Origin of the sequence: Micromonospora humi (assembly GCF_900090105.1) — a bacterium.
In the GTDB taxonomy this organism is placed as follows: Bacteria; Actinomycetota; Actinomycetes; order Mycobacteriales; family Micromonosporaceae; genus Micromonospora; species Micromonospora humi.
Genome location: NZ_FMDM01000015.1, coordinates 44,545 through 59,371, shown reverse-complemented (window position 1 = coordinate 59,371; position 14,827 = coordinate 44,545). Strand labels below are relative to the sequence as shown.

Sequence of the window (14,827 nt, the reverse complement as noted above, 5' to 3'; positions counted from 1 at the left end):
CGGTCCCGTCGTGGTTGCCGGTGGCCGCGACGGGGCAATGTGTGGCGGGACCGCCCTACGGTGGGCCGGTCGGACGTATCCTGTCCCACCTGTGACGTGGGTGGACCATTCTTGCGGGAGGTGCGCTTGAGCCGCTTCGAGCGGATGCGCGGACGGCTCCGCCGCGCGTACGAGTCGGGTCGTGAGGCGGCTGCGGCCGGCCGGTCCGACGCGGACCCCACTCCCGGCGAGGCGGGCGGTGTGGCTTCCCCCGGTTCACCCGGTCCGGCGGCGTCGCCGGCGGCGACCGTGGTGGGCGCCGAGCCGCCGGCCGCGATGCACAACTCGACGGTGAGCCGCGACGACACCGAGGTGCCGCACGCGCTGCGCATCGCCGCCGCGTGGTGCTGGCGGCTGATCGTGATCGGGATCGTCACCTGGGCCCTCCTCAAGATCGTCGGCACCATCAGCATCGTGATCATCCCGCTGACCGTCGCGTTGCTGCTCTCGGCGCTGCTCGCCCCGGCGGTCGGCTGGCTGCTCAAGGCCCGTTTCCCGCGCTCGCTGGCGACCGGCGTGGTGCTGGTCGGCGGTCTGGCCGCGGTGGTCGGCACGCTGACGCTGGTGGTCAACGAGTTCATCCAGGGCGTGCCCGAGCTGAGCGAGAAGTCCTCCCAGGGCGTCCGGCAGATCCAGGACTGGCTCAAGACCGGCCCGCTGCACCTCTCCGACAGCCAGCTCACCCGCTACATCGACGAGGCCCAGAACTGGATCAACGGCAACACCGAGCGGTTCACCAGCGGCGCGCTCAGCACCGCCGCCACGCTCGCCGAGGTGCTCACCGGCACCGTCCTGGTGCTCTTCGCGACGTTCTTCTTCCTCCGTGACGGCAACAACATCTGGCGGTTCCTGGTCCGGCTGCTGCCGGTCGCCGCGCGCTGGAAGGTCGACGACGCCGGTCGCGCGTCCTGGGCGACGCTCGGCGCGTACGTCCGCGCCACCGTGCTCGTCGCGTTCATCGACGCCCTGGGCATCGGCATCTTCCTGGTCATCTTCGACATTCCGTTCGCGTTCCCGCTGGCCGCGCTGGTCTTCCTGGGCGCGTTCATCCCGATCGTCGGAGCGTTCCTGTCCGGCGTGGTGGCCGTGCTGGTGGCGCTGGTCGACAGCGGCCCGGTCACCGCCCTGATCATCCTCGGCGCGGTGATCGGTGTGCAGCAGGTCGAGGGGCACGTGCTCCAGCCACTGATCATGGGCCGCGCGGTCGCCATCCACCCGCTCGCCGTGATCATCGGGATCGCCGCCGGCGTGGTGCTCGCCGGCATCGCCGGCGCGCTCGTCGCGGTGCCGCTGATCGCCGTGCTCAACACGGCCGTCCGGCGGCTCGCCGCGCGTACCGTCCCGGACACCCCGCCGGACGCGGTGGTGGTCGCCTCCCAGGCGCCCTGATCCGGACCGACCCGCCGACGCCCGCGTCACCCCGCCCGGGGAGGCGCGGGCGTCAGCTCTTGGCCAGCCGTTCCAGCGCGCCCCGGGCCACCTCGGGGCGGGTGGTGTACCAGAACGGGGGCAGCGAGCGGCGCAGGAACGGGCCGTAGCCACGCGCCGTCTCCAACCGTGAGTCGAGCACCGCCACCACACCCCGGTCGCCGGTGGCCCGGATCAGCCGACCGACGCCCTGCGCCAGCCGGACCGCGGCGATCGGCACACTCACCGCCGCGAAACCGGACCCGCCGCCCGCGTCCACCGCCGCCGCCCGGGCCGCGGCGAGCGGCTCGTCGGGCCGGGGGAAGGGCAGCCGGTCGATCACCACGAGCTGGCAGGCGTCGCCCGGCACATCCACCCCCTGCCAGAGCGACATCACCCCGAACAGGCAGCTCTCCCGCTCCTGCCGGAACCGGCGCACCAGCAGCGGCAACGCCTCCTCACCCTGGAGCAGCACGGGCAGGTCGGTCCGCGCGCGGAGCAGCTCCGCCGCCTGCTGCGCGGCCCGCCGCGACGAGAAGAGCCCGAGGGTACGCCCACCGAGCGCGCCGACCAGGGCCAGCAGCTCCTCGCCGGCCGCCGTGGGCAGCCCGGAGACGCTGGGGCGGGGCAGGTGCGCGGCGACGTAGAGGATGCCCTGCCGGGCGTAGTCGAACGGCGAGCCGACGTCGAGCGACCGCCAGCCGGGACCCTCGGTGGCCGGCACCGTGCCGACCGCCGCCCGGCTGCCCTCGGTGCTCGCCACCGGGGCCGGACCGGTGCCGCGACCGGAGGCCGCGGCGGCGGCCATCGCCGCGGCGGCCGGCGTCGGCGGGGCGGGTGGCGGCGCCTCCAACCCGAGCGCCCGGGCCACCGTGTCGAAGCGCCCGCCCAGCGCCAGCGTGGCCGAGGTGGCGACCACGGTGCGCTCGTCGTAGAGGTGGGTGGCGAGCGTGCCCGCCACCGACAACGGCGCCACCACCAGCGCCCGGCGGGTGCCGTTCTCCGGTTTCTCCACCCAGGCCACGTCGTGGTCACCCTCCTCCAGCAGGCGCTGGGCGGTGGTGGAGAGCTCGTCCAGCACGGCCTTGGCCTGCTGCTTGCGGACCGGGTCGGGGTCGTCGGCCTTGACGTCGCCGATCGTCTCCAGCGCGGCCCGGGTCGCCGAGTCGAGCAGCGTGCACGCCTCGCGCAGCGGCGGCGGCAGGCCGGCGGTGAGCCGCCCGGCCGGCGCCTCGGCCAACCCCACGGCCAGCGCGTCACCGGCCTCGGTGAGCCGGTCGGCCAGGTCGGGTCGGAGCAGCGGCCGGGCCCGCCGGGTGGACCTGTCGATCAGCTCCGGCACCAGCTCGGCCTGGGCCGCCGAGGAGACCCGGTCGGCCAGCTCGTGCGCCTCGTCCACGACCAGGAGCCGGTGCGGCGGCACGATGTGCCGGCCGGCGAGCATGTCCACGGCGAGCAGGCTGTGGTTGGTCACCACCAGGTCGGCCTCCCGGGCCCGGGCGCGGGACGCCTCCGCGAAGCACTCCTGCCCGAACGGGCAGCGGGACGCGCCGACGCACTCCCGGGCCGGCATGGAGACGCTCCGCCAGACCTGGTCGTCGACGCCCGGGTCCAGCTCGTCGCGGTCACCGGTGGCGGTCTCCTCGGCCCAGTCACGCAGCCGCTGCACCTGCTTGCCCAGCCGGCCCGCCTCGCCGAGCCACTTCGTGCCGCCGCCGGCGGAGGGCGTGTCGAAGAGCGTGTCGTCCGGCTCGTCCTCCACGGAGCTGTCCAGCCGGGCCAGGCACAGGTAGTGGTGGCGGCCCTTGAGCACGGCGAAGGTGGGACGGCGGCCCAGCACCGGCTCGACCGCGTCGGCCAGCCGGGGCAGATCGTGGTCGACGAGCTGGGACTGCAGCGCCAGGGTGGCGGTGGAGACCACCACCGGGCCGTCCACGGTCAGCGCCGGGGCCAGGTAGGCGAGGGACTTGCCGGTGCCGGTGCCGGCCTGCACCAGCAGGTGCTCGCCGGAGGCGATGCTGCGCTCGATCGCCTCGGCCATCTGCTGCTGGCCGGGCCGGGTCGCGCCGCCCGGGACCGCGCCCACCGCGGCCGCCAGCAGCTCCCCGCCGCTCGGGCGGCCGCTCCGGCGCTTCTTCGGGACGGCGGTGCCGGTGGCGGTGCGGGACGGGCTCACCGTGCGACCGTACCCGCCGGCACCGACGCCGGTCCGGCCGCTCCGGCGGCGTGGCGAACGGCAGGTCGCGTCCGGTTACCTGCCGATCGCGTGGCGTGGCCGGAATCGGTTAGGGTGCCAGGCATGCCGAGCGACGTGGTCCGCGTGATCTACCGCAAGTACGACGGCAGCGCCCACCGCGACTACCCGGCCCGCCGCCTCGCCGAGGACGACCTCGGTGTCTGGCTCGGCGTGCCGGCCGGCACCGAGTCGGTCTACCACGGCCGGCCCTCGGTCGAGCAGATCCCGTTCGTCCTGCTGGTGCCCCGGCACGGCTGGTGGACGGGCATGTTCAACCCGCCGCCCCGCACCAGCGAGGTCTACTGCGACATCGCCACCCCGGCCCGGTGGGACGGCGACGAGACGGTCCACCTGGTCGACCTCGACCTGGACGTGGTGCGCCGCCGCGAGACCGGCCTCGTCGAGCTGCGCGACGAGGACGAGTTCGCCGAGCACCGGGCCCGGTGGAGCTACCCGGACGACCTGGTCGCCGAGGCCGAGGCGGCGGCCCGCTGGCTGCTCGGCGCGCTCGGCGACGGCAGCGAGCCGTTCGCCACCTCGTACCGGAAGTGGTTGGCCCTGGTGGTCTGAGCCGCGCTCACCAGCGCGGCGGCCAGGCGGCGTCCGGGCCCAGTGGCGGCAGCTCGGCCACCTTCTCCGGGTTGAGCTGGTTGAACACGCCGGTCACCCGTCCCTCGTGCACGGCGAACGAGGTGACCATGCGCATCGTCCGTCCCTCACTCCAGGGCAGCTCCGCGTACCAGCCCAGCGTGCCGTCGACCAGCACCGGCCGCGCCCGCAGGCCGCCGCGCCGGCGGGCCTGGTCGAACAGGCCGAGGAGCAGGCGCGCGGCGGCCTCGGCGCCGACCACCGGCCGGCGGGCCGCCGGGAAGTGGCCGCCGGCGTCTCCGATCGACACCGCGTCCGGCGCGAGCACCCGGACGAGCTGCGCCAACTCGCCGGACTCCACCGCGGCCACGAACGCGGTGAGCACCCGTCGCTGCTCGGCGAGGTCGGCGCTGTGCCGGGGCGCGTCCGGCCCGTGCACCGCCCGGCGGGCCCGGGACGCGAGCTGCCGGGCCGCCTCCGGCGTCCCGCCGAGCACCTCGGCGACGTCGCCGAACGGCACCGCGAACACGTCGTGCAGCACGAACGCCACCCGCTGCTCCGGCGTCAGCCGCTCCAGCACCACCAGCAGGGCGGTGCCGAGCTGGTCGGCGCGGACCGCCCGCTCCGCCGGGTCGGGGGCGAACCCGTCCGCCGTCGGCAGACCGGTCACCACCGGCTCCGGAAGCCACTGACCGGGGTACGCCTCCCGACGCACCCGGGCCGAGCGGAGCACGTCCAGGCAGAGCCGGGAGCAGGTGGTGGTCAGCCAGCCGCGCAGGTCGCGGATGCGGGCGCGGTCGGCCGGGTCGGCGAGCGCGCCGGCACACCGCAGCCAGGTCTCCTGCACGGCGTCCTCGGCCTCGCTCCGGCTGCCCAGCATCCGCTGCGCCACCGCCAGGAGATGCCCCCGCTCCGCCTCGAACTCCTCCGCCAGCTCGTCCACCCTCCCACCCTCCCACCCTCCCCGCCCCCGCCCCGCCCCACCCCGCGCCCCTCGCGGCCCGCCCCGCCCCGCCCCGCCGATCATGGAGTTGTGGCGCCCAATTTGTGGCTTTGGGAAGCTTCGTGAGGTGCCACAACTCCATGATCGCCGAGATCTCCGCGTCTCCCCGCGCGGGGACCGCCTGCGGCGAGTGCGGCTGGCCGGGTTGGGAACCGGACCCCTATTAACAAAGCGCATGTATCGGGTGTAGCGGATGCTCCGTACCCATGATCGGGGTTGTGGGGTGAGGATCGGGGGATGAGTGGCGTGGTCAGGCCCGAGGACGGGTCGATGCGGGAGTTGTTGCGGGTGGGGCCGGGGCCGGTGGACCTGGGGGCGGTGGACCCCCGCGCGATGCCGGGGCTGCCGAAGGCGGCCGGGCGCGGGTCGGCGCGCAAGGAGTGGGCCCGTGGCCAGGTCGAGCTGATCGGCGCGGAACTGGGCCGGCAGCAGGAGATGCTGTACGCCGCCGCACAGGTCGCCGCCGGCCCGGGCGGTGCCACCAGCGCGCCCACCCGGGCCGGCGCGGGCCTGGCGGGGGGACGACCGCGCCGGGTGCTGCTGGTGCTCCAGGCGATGGACTGCGGCGGCAAGGACGGCACGGTCAAGCGGGTGGCCGGCGCGATGAACCCGCTCGGGCTGCACATCCGCTCCTTCGGCCCGCCGACGAAGCAGGAGTTGCGGCACGACTTCCTGTGGCGGATCCGGCGGGCGCTGCCGCCTCCCGGCTATGTCGGGGTGTTCAACCGCTCGCACTACGAGGACGTGCTCATCGCCCGGGTGGAGGAGTTGGTGGACGAGACCACCTGGCGGTCCCGCTACGAGATCATCAACGACTTCGAGCGGGAGCTGGCCGAGCAGGCGGTGACCGTGGTGAAGGTCATGCTGCACATCTCTTACGCCGAGCAGGGCGAGCGGCTGACGGAACGGCTCACCGACCCGACGAAGCACTGGAAGTACAACCCGAGCGATCTGGACACCCGGGCCCGCTGGGACGAATACCAGGCCGCGTACGCCGAGGCTCTCCAGCGGTGCGGCACGGACGCCGCGCCCTGGTTCGTGGTGCCGGCGGACCGCAAGTGGTTCCGCGACTGGGCGGTGGCCCACCTGCTGCGGGAGACGTTCGACGACGTGGATCTGGGGTATCCGGCTCCCGATTTCGACGTAGAACGGGAGCGTGCCCGGTTGCGCGACCAGGGTGGCGAGCCCTCAGGTGAACAACAGGTGAACGAGCGGTGAATCGGGCCTGACCAGGGGTGGGCCGGTCGATGCCCGGTTCCACCGGGTCCCTAGCATGCCCAGAGCAGGCGCCTTCCGGAGGCGACGGCCCCCCTTCCACCGACACGACGAGGTCCGTGCTGTGAAGTTTTCCTTCCGTCCCACCGAGGGCGCCTTCTACGAGCTCTTCACCAGGGCCGCGCAGAACCTGGTGAAGGGGACCGACCTGCTCAACGAGTTGGCCCTGCCCGGTTCCGACGTGCAGTCGATCAGCGAGCGGCTGACCGACATCGAGCACGACAGCGACCAGATCACCCACGATCTCTACAAGAAGATCAACTCCACCTTCATCACGCCGTTCGACCGGGAGGACATCTACCGGCTGGGCTCGCTGCTCGACGACGTGATGGACCACCTGGAGGCGGTCGGCAACCTGCTCTACCTGTACGGCCTGACCAAGCTCCCGTCGCTGCCGCGCGAGCTGCACGAGCTGGTCAACGTGCTCGACCTGCAGGCCAAGCTCACCGCCGAGGCGATGCCCCGGCTGAAGTCGATGAAGGACCTCGAGGACTACTGGATCGAGTGCAACCGACTGGAGAACGACGGCGACCAGGCGTACCGGATGCTGCTCGTCCGCCTCTTCTCCGGTGAGTACGACGCGCTCACCGTGCTCAAGATGAAGGAGGTGGCCGACGAGCTGGAGGCCGCCTGCGACGCCTTCGAGCACGTCGCCAACACCGTCGAGACCATCGCGGTCAAGGAGTCCTGATCCAGTGAGCCCCGAACTCATCGCCGTGCTGGCGGTGATCGCGGTCGCCATGGCGTTCGACTACACGAACGGCTTCCATGACGCGGCCAACGCGATCGCCACCAGCATCTCGACCCGGGCGTTGACCCCCCGGATCGCGCTCGGCCTGGCCGCCGTCGGCAACTTCGTCGGTGCGCACTTCGGCGCCGGGGTCGCCAAGACCGTCGGCGACGGACTGGTCACGCTCCCGACCGGGGTGGAGAGCCTCGGCGTGGTCTTCGCCGGTGTGCTCGGCGCGATCGCCTGGAACCTGATCACCTGGTACTTCGGCCTGCCCTCCTCCTCCTCGCACGCTCTCTTCGGCGGGCTGGTCGGCGCGACCCTGTTCGCCGCCGACGGCATCGTCCAGTGGGGCAACATCGTGGAGAAGGTCCTCCTCCCGATGGTGCTCTCCCCGGTGGTCGGCCTGGTCCTCGGCTTCCTGGTGATGCTGGCGATCATGTGGCTGTTCCGGAAGGGGCAGCCGGGCAAGCTGAGCCGCGGCTTCCGCTGGGCGCAGACCGTGTCCGCCGCCGCGATGTCCGTCGGCCACGGCATGCAGGACGCCGCCAAGACCATGGGCATCATCGTGCTGGCGCTCTACACCGGCGGTTTCCAGGACAGCAAGACGCACATCCCGAGCTGGGTGTTCTGGACCTCCGCGACGATGCTGGCGCTCGGCACGTACGCGGGCGGCTGGCGGATCATCCGGACGCTGGGCCGGAAGATCATCGACCTCGGCCCGGCGGAGGGCTTCGCGGCCGAGACCGTGGCCAGCGCGGTGCTCTACTTCAACGCCCTGGTGCTCAAGGCGCCGATCTCCACCACCCACACGATCACCTCGGCGATCATGGGCGTGGGCGCGACCAAGCGGCTCTCCGCGGTCCGCTGGAACGTGGCCGGCAACATCGTGATCGCCTGGATCATCACGTTCCCGGCGGCGGCGGCCATCGCCTGCCTCGCGTACCTGTTGGTCCGGCCCTTGTTCTGAGCGCGGCCACGTCGAGGGGTTCCCGCCGTGGCGGGAACCCCTCACGCGTAGGAGACGCCGATCCGGGCCTTGATGTCGTCGATCAGCGTCATGATCTCCAGGGTGGCGGCGTGCGGCACCAACGGGCTCTCGGTCAGCCCGGCAGCCAGGCAGCGCCCCACCTCGATCGCCTCGTACTGGTAGCCGCCGCCGGTCAGGTCCGCCGGGATGGTCTCCGGCTCGGCGCCGAGCCGGTGCAGCACCGCGGACCCGGGCCGGAAGAACGGCTCGGGCAGGTCGATCCGGCCGGTGGTGCCGGTGATCGACGCGGTGATCGCGGTGGCGCCGACCATGCCGCAGCTCAGCGTCGCCACCGCGCCGGAGTCCCAGCCGAGGACCATGCCGGTGTTCTCGTCCACACCTTCCGGGCTCAGCTTCGCCCACGCCTGCACGTGCTGCGGCGCGCCGAGCACCAGGTGGGCCACGCTCAGCGGATAGACGCCGAGGTCGAGCAGCGCGCCGCCGCCCAGCGCGGGATTGCGCATCCGGTGCTCGGGCGGGAACGGCCCGGCCGCCCCGAAGTCGGCCCGGACGTGGGTGACCTCACCGATCGCCCCGTCGGAGATCAGCTCCAGTACCCGCAGGATCAGCGGGTTCGTCCGCATCCACATGGCCTCCATGAGGAAGAGCCCGCGGGCGCGCGCCGTCTCGACCAGCGCGGTGGTGGTGGGCAGGTCCAGGGTGCAGGGCTTCTCCACCAGCACGGCCTTGCCGCCGGCCAGGCAGGTCAGCGCCGCCTCGTGGTGCGCGGCGTGCGGCGTCGCCACGTAGATCGCGTCCAGGTCGGGGTCCGCGGCCAGTTCCGCCCAGGAGGCGTACGCCCGGGGCGCGTCGTGCCGGCGCGCGAACTCCTCCGCGCTCTCCCGGGTACGCGACCCGACCGCCACCAGTTCCGCGCCCGGCGCCAGCCGCAGGTCGGCGGCGAAGGCGGCGGCGATGTTTCCGGTGGCCAGGATTCCCCAACGCGTCATGCCTGGAACGCTATCCCGGTCGGTCGTCCGGTCGGCGAGATGATCCACCCGTCGGGACGTCTCGTTCGGCGCGTGGCGCGGAGCGTCGGCCGGTTAACGTCGATCACGGAGTGTCAAGCTTGCGGAGCGTAGCCAGCGATGGCGGGCTTGACCGTGGACGATAGGCGCGAAAATCCTCTATCGGACATAACTGCTCCCCTGAGCCCTGGGACGAGTGCGACCCACGGCCGCCTTTGCTCTGCAGCCGCCGACGCAGCGGCAACTGTTGGTTGCTGATGCGCGATTGGCTGCAGAGCAAAGGCGGTGAGAGGTGGGACGGGCGTGGGGGCGAACCGTCACGCAGCGCGACGGCATTGCCGGGAACCGACGCGGTCGAGCCGCCGGGGCGGGAACTAGGCTCGGCGCATGACGATCGACGGCTTCGCCGCACCCCCCGCCCTGGTGGAGCACGCCCGCCGGTTCCACGCCGAAGGCGGCGTGCCCGCGGCGGCCCGGGTCGCCGCCACCGTGCTGCTGTTGCGCCCGGCCGGCGACGACTTCGAGGTCTACCTGATCCGGCGGGTGGCGGCGATGACGTTCGGCGGCATGTACGCCTTTCCCGGCGGCGGGGTGGACCGGTCCGACTCGGAGGCGCACCTGGGCTGGGCCGGGCCGGAGCCGGCGGCCTGGGGTGAGCGGTTCCGGCTCGATCCGGCGGACGCGCAGGCGGTGGTCTGCGCCGCCGCGCGCGAGGTCTTCGAGGAGGCGGGCGTGCTGCTCGCCGGCCCGGACGGCGACACCGTGGTCGGCGACGTGAGCGGCGACGACTGGGAGACCGCCCGGCAGGACCTGGTGGGCCGACGTACCGGCTTCGCCGACCTGCTGGCCGGGCGCGGGCTCACGCTCCGGTCGGACCTGCTGCTGCCCTGGACCAGGTGGATCACACCGGAGTTCGAGCCGCGCCGCTTCGACACGTACTTCTTCGTCGCCCTGCTGCCTGCGGGGCAGCGGACCCGTGACGTCTCCGGCGAGGCCGACCACACGCTGTGGATGCGGCCGGCGGACGCGCTGGCCCGGGCGGAGGCGGGCGAGCTGACCATGCTGCCGCCGACCATGGTCACGCTCGCCGAGATCGCCGCCGCCGGCGACCTCCCGGGCGTGGCCCGCGCCGCGGCGGACCGAGACCCGGGTACGCCGATCCTGCCCCGCATCGAGGGCCTCGACTCCGCCGCGCCGCGCTTCGTGTTGCGCTGACGCCTCAGCCGAAGCGGCCGGTGATGTAGTCCTCGGTCTTCTTCTGGGCGGGGTTGCTGAAGATTTTCTGGGTGTTGTCGTACTCGATCAGCCGGCCCGGGTCGCCGGTCTTCTCGATCGAGAAGAAGGCGGTACGGTCGGACACCCGCGCGGCCTGCTGCATGTTGTGCGTGACGATGATGATGGTGAACTTGTCCTTGAGCTGGAACATCAGGTCCTCGATCGCCAGCGTCGAGATCGGGTCCAGCGCCGAGCACGGCTCGTCCATCAGCACCACCTGCGGCTCGACCGCGATGGTGCGGGCGATGCAGAGCCGCTGCTGCTGACCGCCCGAGAGGCCGGCTCCGGGCTTGCCCAGCCGGTCCTTCACCTCGTCCCACAGGTTCGCCGAGCGGAGCGCCTTCTCGGCCGACTCCTCCAGGATCGACTTGCGCCGCACGCCGTTGAGCCGCAGCCCGGCCACCACGTTCTCGAAGATGCTCATGGTGGGGAACGGGTTGGGCCGCTGGAAGACCATGCCGATCATCCGGCGGACCGCGGTGACGTCGACGTCCCGGTCGTAGATGTCCTGCCCGTCGATGGTCAGGTTGCCCTCGACCCGGGCGCCGGGCAGCACCTCGTGCATCCGGTTGATCGACCGCAGGAACGTCGACTTGCCGCAGCCGGACGGGCCGATCAGGGCGGTCACGGTCTTCGGCTCGACGGTCAGGTTGATGTTCTCGATCGCCTTGAAACCGCCGTAGTAGGCGGTCACGTTTGCGGCTTCGACACGCTTGGCCATGGTGGCGGTACCTCCGGGATTCATCGGCCGAGCTGGTTTCGACGGGCCAGCAGCTTGGCCGCGACGGTCAGGACGAGGACGAGCGCGACCAGGGTCAGTGCCGCCGTCCAGGCCCGCGCCGGCGAGTACTTCGACGCCTCGCCGGCCTGCTGGTAGACGAAGAGCGCCAGCGACGACTGGTTGTTCTCGAACGGGTTGACGTTGATCGCCGCGCCGCCGCCGGCGACGAGCAGCACCGGCGCCGTCTCACCGGCGGCCCGCGCGATGGCGAGCATGATGCCGGTGACGATGCCGGGCAGCGCGGTCGGCAGCACGACCCGCAGGATGGTCTTCCACTTCGGTACGCCGAGCGCGTACGCGCCCTCGCGCAGCGGCGCCGGCACCAGCCGGAGCATCTCCTCGGTGGACCGCACCACGGTGGGCAGCATGAGCACGCTCAACGCCAGCGCGGCGGCGAAGCCGGAGAAGCTCGGCCGGCCGTCGTTGAACCAGGGTGAGACGATCAGCACCCAGAAGGCCAGCACGAACAGGCCGGTGACGATGGACGGGATGCCGGTCATCACGTCCACGAAGAAGCGGATGGTGAACGCGAACCGGCCCCGGCCGTACTCGACCACGTAGATCGCGCAGAGCACGCCGAGCGGCACGGTGATCAGCGCGGCGATGCCGACCTGCTCCAGCGTGCCGACGATCGCGTGGTAGGCGCCGCCGTTGGCGTCCCGCGCCCCGATGTTGTTCATCGAGGTGCCGAAGAAGTTGCCGTCCAGCCGCTCGGAACCCTTGCTGACGAGTGTCCAGACCACCGAGGCCAGCGGCAGCACGGCCAGCACGAAGGCGGAGTGGATCAGTGCGCTCCAGGTCCGGTTGCGGGCGGACCGTCGGCCCTCCACCGCGTTTGTGGCGACGAAGAGGCCGACCAGGTAGAGCAGCGCGCCGAGCACCACGACCAGGACCGGACCGCCGATGCCGGCGCCGTACACGAGGCCGGTCGCGAGCAGCAGCGCCGCGACGGCGATGGCGGGCGCGGCGTACGCGGGAAGCCGCCGGGCGCGCAGCGTGGCCGGCTGGGCCGGCGGGCGCGGGCGGCGGGGGGTGAGGGTGGAGGTCATGCCGCGGACTCCGTGAACTCGCGCCGCCGGTAGATGATCGCCCGCGCGGTGATGTTGACGATCAGCGTGATGGCGAAGAGCACCAGACCGGAGGCGATCAGCGCGCCCCGGCCGGTGTCGTTCGCCTCGGCGAACCGGTTGGCGATGTTGGCGGCGATCGAGTTGCCGCCGCTGGCCAGGATGTTGAACGAGATGGCGTACGTCGAGCCGAGGGTCAGCGCGAGCGCGATGGTCTCGCCGAGCGCCCGGCCCAGGCCCAGCATCACCGCGGCGATGACGCCGGGCCGGCCGTACGGCAGGACCGCGGTGCGGATCATCTCCCAGCGGGTGGCGCCGAGCGCGAGCGCGGCCTCCTCGTTGGCGGTCGGGGTCTGCCGGAACACCTCGCGGGAGAGCGAGGTGACGATCGGCAGCACCATGATCGCCAACACCACGGAGCCGAGCAGGATCGAGCTGCCGTACGGGCCGTCGCCGAAGATCGGGATCCAGCCGAAGTAGGTGTGCAGCCAGGCGGAGAGGTCGGCGACCGGGCCGGCGAAGTAGTCGCGGCCCCAGAGGCCGAAGACCACGCTCGGTACGGCGGCCAGCAGGTCGATCAGGAAGCCCAGGCCGTTGCCGAGCCGGCGCGGGGCGTAGTGCGTCAGGTAGAGGGCGATGCCCAGGGCGACCGGCACCGCCATGAACAGCGCCAGCAGCGAGCTGAGGACCGTGCCGAAGGCGAGCGCGCCGATGCCGAACTTCGGCGGGTCGTCGTTGGGGAACCAGCCTTCGAAGGTCCAGAACGACTCGGTGTTGGCCCGCAGCGCCGGCACGGCCTTGGCGATCAGGAAGATCGCGATGGCCGCGATGATCACCAGCACGGTGGTGCCGGCGGCCATGGTCAGGCCGCGGAACGCCCGTTCCGCGCCGAAGGCGCGGGCGCGGGGCAGGCCGCCGCCCCCGCCGAGGTCGCCGCCGGGGCGGCCGGGGTTGCCGAAGCGCTCGGCCGCACGCGCCGAGGCACCGGCGGGCTGCTCGTGGCTCGTGGCCACTCCGGTCCCGCCGGTGCCGGCGTGCGCCGAGCGCTGAGGGGTGTCACCCATCTGCTCGCTCGCTTCGCGTTGAGGAGGTGTCGTTCAGGGCGTCAGGCGAGGCTCTTGACGGCGGCCTCGACCTTGGTGCGGACGGCGTCCGGCAGCGGGGCGTAGCCCAGCTCGGCCAGCTCCTGCTGGCCCTCGGCGCTGGCGGCGTGGCCGAGCAGGCCCTTGACCAGCGGCAGCTTGTCGGCGGCGAGGCCCTTGCTGCAGACGATCTCGTAGGTCGCCAGGACGATCGGGTAGGCCCCGGCCTCCTTGGTGTTGTAGTCGATCGACATCTTGAGGTCGTTGCCCTGGCCCTCGAACGTGGCCCCGGCGATGGTCTTGCCGGCCGAGTCGCCGGTCAGCTCGACGAACTCGCCGGCGCCGTTCTTGATCTTCGCCATCTTCAGGCCCGAGTTCTCGGCGTACGACAGCTCGACGTAGCTGATGGTGCCCTCGGTGCTCTTGACCTTGCTGGCCACACCGTCGGACTTGGCCGCGCCGACGCCGCCCGGAGCCTTCCACGCCTTGGCGTTGCCGAAGGTCCAGTCCGCCTCGGCGGTCTTGGAGAGGTACTTGGTGAAGTTGTCGGTGGTGCCCGACTCGTCGGAGCGGTGCACCGCCTGGATCGCGGCCGACGGCAGCTTGGCGTCCGGGTTGTCGGCCTTGATCGCCGCGTCGTCCCACTTGGTCACCTTGCCGGCGAAGATCTTCGCCAGGGTGGCCGGGCTGAACTGGAGGTTGTCCGCGCCGCCGACGTTGTAGACGACCGCGACCGGGCCGATCACCATCGGCAGGTTGAGGGCCTGGCCACCGGCGCACTTGGCGTCGGCCTGCGGCTGCTCCTCCGGCTTGAGCGCGGAGTCGGAGCCGGCGAAGTCGGCGGTGCCGGCGATGAACGCCTGGATGCCGGCGCCGGAGCCGCTCGGCTCGTAGTTGATCGTGGTGCCGGAGCACTTCTGCTGGTAGGCCTTGATCCACTCGGCCATGGCGTTCTTCTGCGCGGAGGAGCCCTGCGCGTTCAGCGTGCCCTTGCCGCAGTCGACGGCGGCGGCGGAGCCCGAGGCGGAACCGCCGGCCGGCTCGTTGTTGTCCGAGCCGCAGGCGCTGAGACCGAGAACCGCGGTAAGAGCGAGACAGGCGATGGCGCCGTGCCGCTGGAGCTTCACTTGAGGGGTTTCCCTTCACGTCTTTGGTCAGGTCGCCCGGGGTTGCCGGGGGCCGGCGCTGACCGGCTTGACGTGAAAGTTAGGAGGGCCAGGTGGACGGTTTGCCGGTCGGAAGTGAACGCGGGATGAACACGTCCGTCCGACCAGGTGGCCGTACGCTGAGGTGGGCCTGTCCATTTCGTGAACTGGCGACCCGTCGGCGCCGCCGAGGGCGATTTC

The 14,827-nt window shown here is 72.3% G+C and carries 12 protein-coding genes and 2 pseudogenes; 6 read left to right on the top strand and 8 right to left on the bottom strand.

All coding sequences use genetic code 11. The features are described 5' to 3' along the window. Positions 1 to 126 precede the first annotated feature (126 nt). Entirely contained in the window at positions 127 to 1,428 is a 1,302-nt protein-coding gene (locus tag GA0070213_RS25000) for an AI-2E family transporter (RefSeq protein ID WP_245716540.1), read from the top strand. A 52-nt stretch (positions 1,429 to 1,480) separates the two neighbouring features. Here GA0070213_RS25000 and GA0070213_RS32830 read toward each other — a convergent pair. After that, positions 1,481 to 2,167 (bottom strand): annotated as a pseudogene (locus tag GA0070213_RS32830) (ATP-dependent DNA helicase); the annotation flags it as partial. 111 nt (positions 2,168 to 2,278) lie between these two features. Then, a pseudogene (locus GA0070213_RS32825) lies at positions 2,279 to 3,622 on the bottom strand (ATP-dependent DNA helicase); the annotation flags it as partial. 123 nt (positions 3,623 to 3,745) lie between these two features. On the opposite strand from GA0070213_RS32825, the gene GA0070213_RS24990 reads away from it, so the two are divergent. Further along, the gene (locus GA0070213_RS24990) at positions 3,746 to 4,252 is read left to right on the top strand and encodes a DUF402 domain-containing protein (RefSeq protein WP_091069787.1); all 507 of its coding nucleotides are present in this window, start codon (positions 3,746 to 3,748) and stop codon (positions 4,250 to 4,252) included. Between the two features lie 7 nt (positions 4,253 to 4,259). Here GA0070213_RS24990 and sigJ read toward each other — a convergent pair whose 3' ends face one another. Further along, positions 4,260 to 5,213 carry an RNA polymerase sigma factor SigJ gene (gene sigJ / locus GA0070213_RS24985; RefSeq protein WP_091069784.1) on the bottom strand — a complete coding sequence of 318 codons (954 nt, stop codon included), beginning with the start codon at positions 5,211 to 5,213 and terminating at the stop codon, positions 4,260 to 4,262. A 297-nt stretch (positions 5,214 to 5,510) separates the two neighbouring features. Here sigJ and GA0070213_RS24980 point away from each other — a divergent pair, with 297 nt between their 5' ends. The 3 genes from GA0070213_RS24980 (at position 5,511) to GA0070213_RS24970 (ending at position 8,248) form a co-directional block, all read left to right on the top strand. After that, the gene (locus tag GA0070213_RS24980; protein ID WP_091069781.1) at positions 5,511 to 6,491 is read left to right on the top strand and encodes a PPK2 family polyphosphate kinase; all 981 of its coding nucleotides are present in this window, start codon (positions 5,511 to 5,513) and stop codon (positions 6,489 to 6,491) included. Between the two features lie 121 nt (positions 6,492 to 6,612). Beyond that, a complete protein-coding gene (locus tag GA0070213_RS24975; RefSeq protein WP_091069780.1) occupies positions 6,613 to 7,239 on the top strand; it encodes a DUF47 domain-containing protein in 627 nt (208 codons plus the stop codon). Between the two features lie 4 nt (positions 7,240 to 7,243). Next, positions 7,244 to 8,248, top strand: a complete 1,005-nt coding sequence (locus tag GA0070213_RS24970) for an inorganic phosphate transporter (RefSeq protein WP_091069779.1) — start codon at positions 7,244 to 7,246, stop codon at positions 8,246 to 8,248. Between the two features lie 41 nt (positions 8,249 to 8,289). Here GA0070213_RS24970 and GA0070213_RS24965 read toward each other — a convergent pair whose 3' ends face one another. Continuing rightward, positions 8,290 to 9,258, bottom strand: a complete 969-nt coding sequence (locus GA0070213_RS24965) for a Gfo/Idh/MocA family protein (RefSeq protein WP_091069778.1) — start codon at positions 9,256 to 9,258, stop codon at positions 8,290 to 8,292. Between the two features lie 405 nt (positions 9,259 to 9,663). Here GA0070213_RS24965 and GA0070213_RS24960 point away from each other — a divergent pair, with 405 nt between their 5' ends. Further along, positions 9,664 to 10,491, top strand: a complete 828-nt coding sequence (locus GA0070213_RS24960) for an NUDIX hydrolase (RefSeq protein WP_091069775.1) — start codon at positions 9,664 to 9,666, stop codon at positions 10,489 to 10,491. A gap of 4 nt (positions 10,492 to 10,495) precedes the next feature. Here GA0070213_RS24960 and pstB read toward each other — a convergent pair whose 3' ends face one another. The 4 genes from pstB to pstS are packed head-to-tail and all read right to left on the bottom strand — an operon-like array spanning position 10,496 to position 14,608. Continuing rightward, complete coding sequence (gene pstB, locus GA0070213_RS24955) at positions 10,496 to 11,272, bottom strand: phosphate ABC transporter ATP-binding protein PstB (RefSeq protein ID WP_091069772.1); 777 nt, start codon at positions 11,270 to 11,272, stop codon at positions 10,496 to 10,498. A 20-nt stretch (positions 11,273 to 11,292) separates the two neighbouring features. Next, positions 11,293 to 12,381: a phosphate ABC transporter permease PstA gene (gene pstA / locus GA0070213_RS24950; RefSeq protein ID WP_091069769.1), complete on the bottom strand. Its 1,089-nt coding sequence runs from the start codon at positions 12,379 to 12,381 to the stop codon at positions 11,293 to 11,295. Next, the gene (gene pstC, locus GA0070213_RS24945) at positions 12,378 to 13,463 is read right to left on the bottom strand and encodes a phosphate ABC transporter permease subunit PstC (protein WP_091069767.1); all 1,086 of its coding nucleotides are present in this window, start codon (positions 13,461 to 13,463) and stop codon (positions 12,378 to 12,380) included. Before pstC ends, pstA begins: the two co-directional genes overlap by 4 nt. Positions 13,464 to 13,504: 41 nt before the next feature. Continuing rightward, positions 13,505 to 14,608: a phosphate ABC transporter substrate-binding protein PstS gene (pstS, locus tag GA0070213_RS24940; RefSeq protein ID WP_091069765.1), complete on the bottom strand. Its 1,104-nt coding sequence runs from the start codon at positions 14,606 to 14,608 to the stop codon at positions 13,505 to 13,507. Positions 14,609 to 14,827 lie beyond the last annotated feature (219 nt).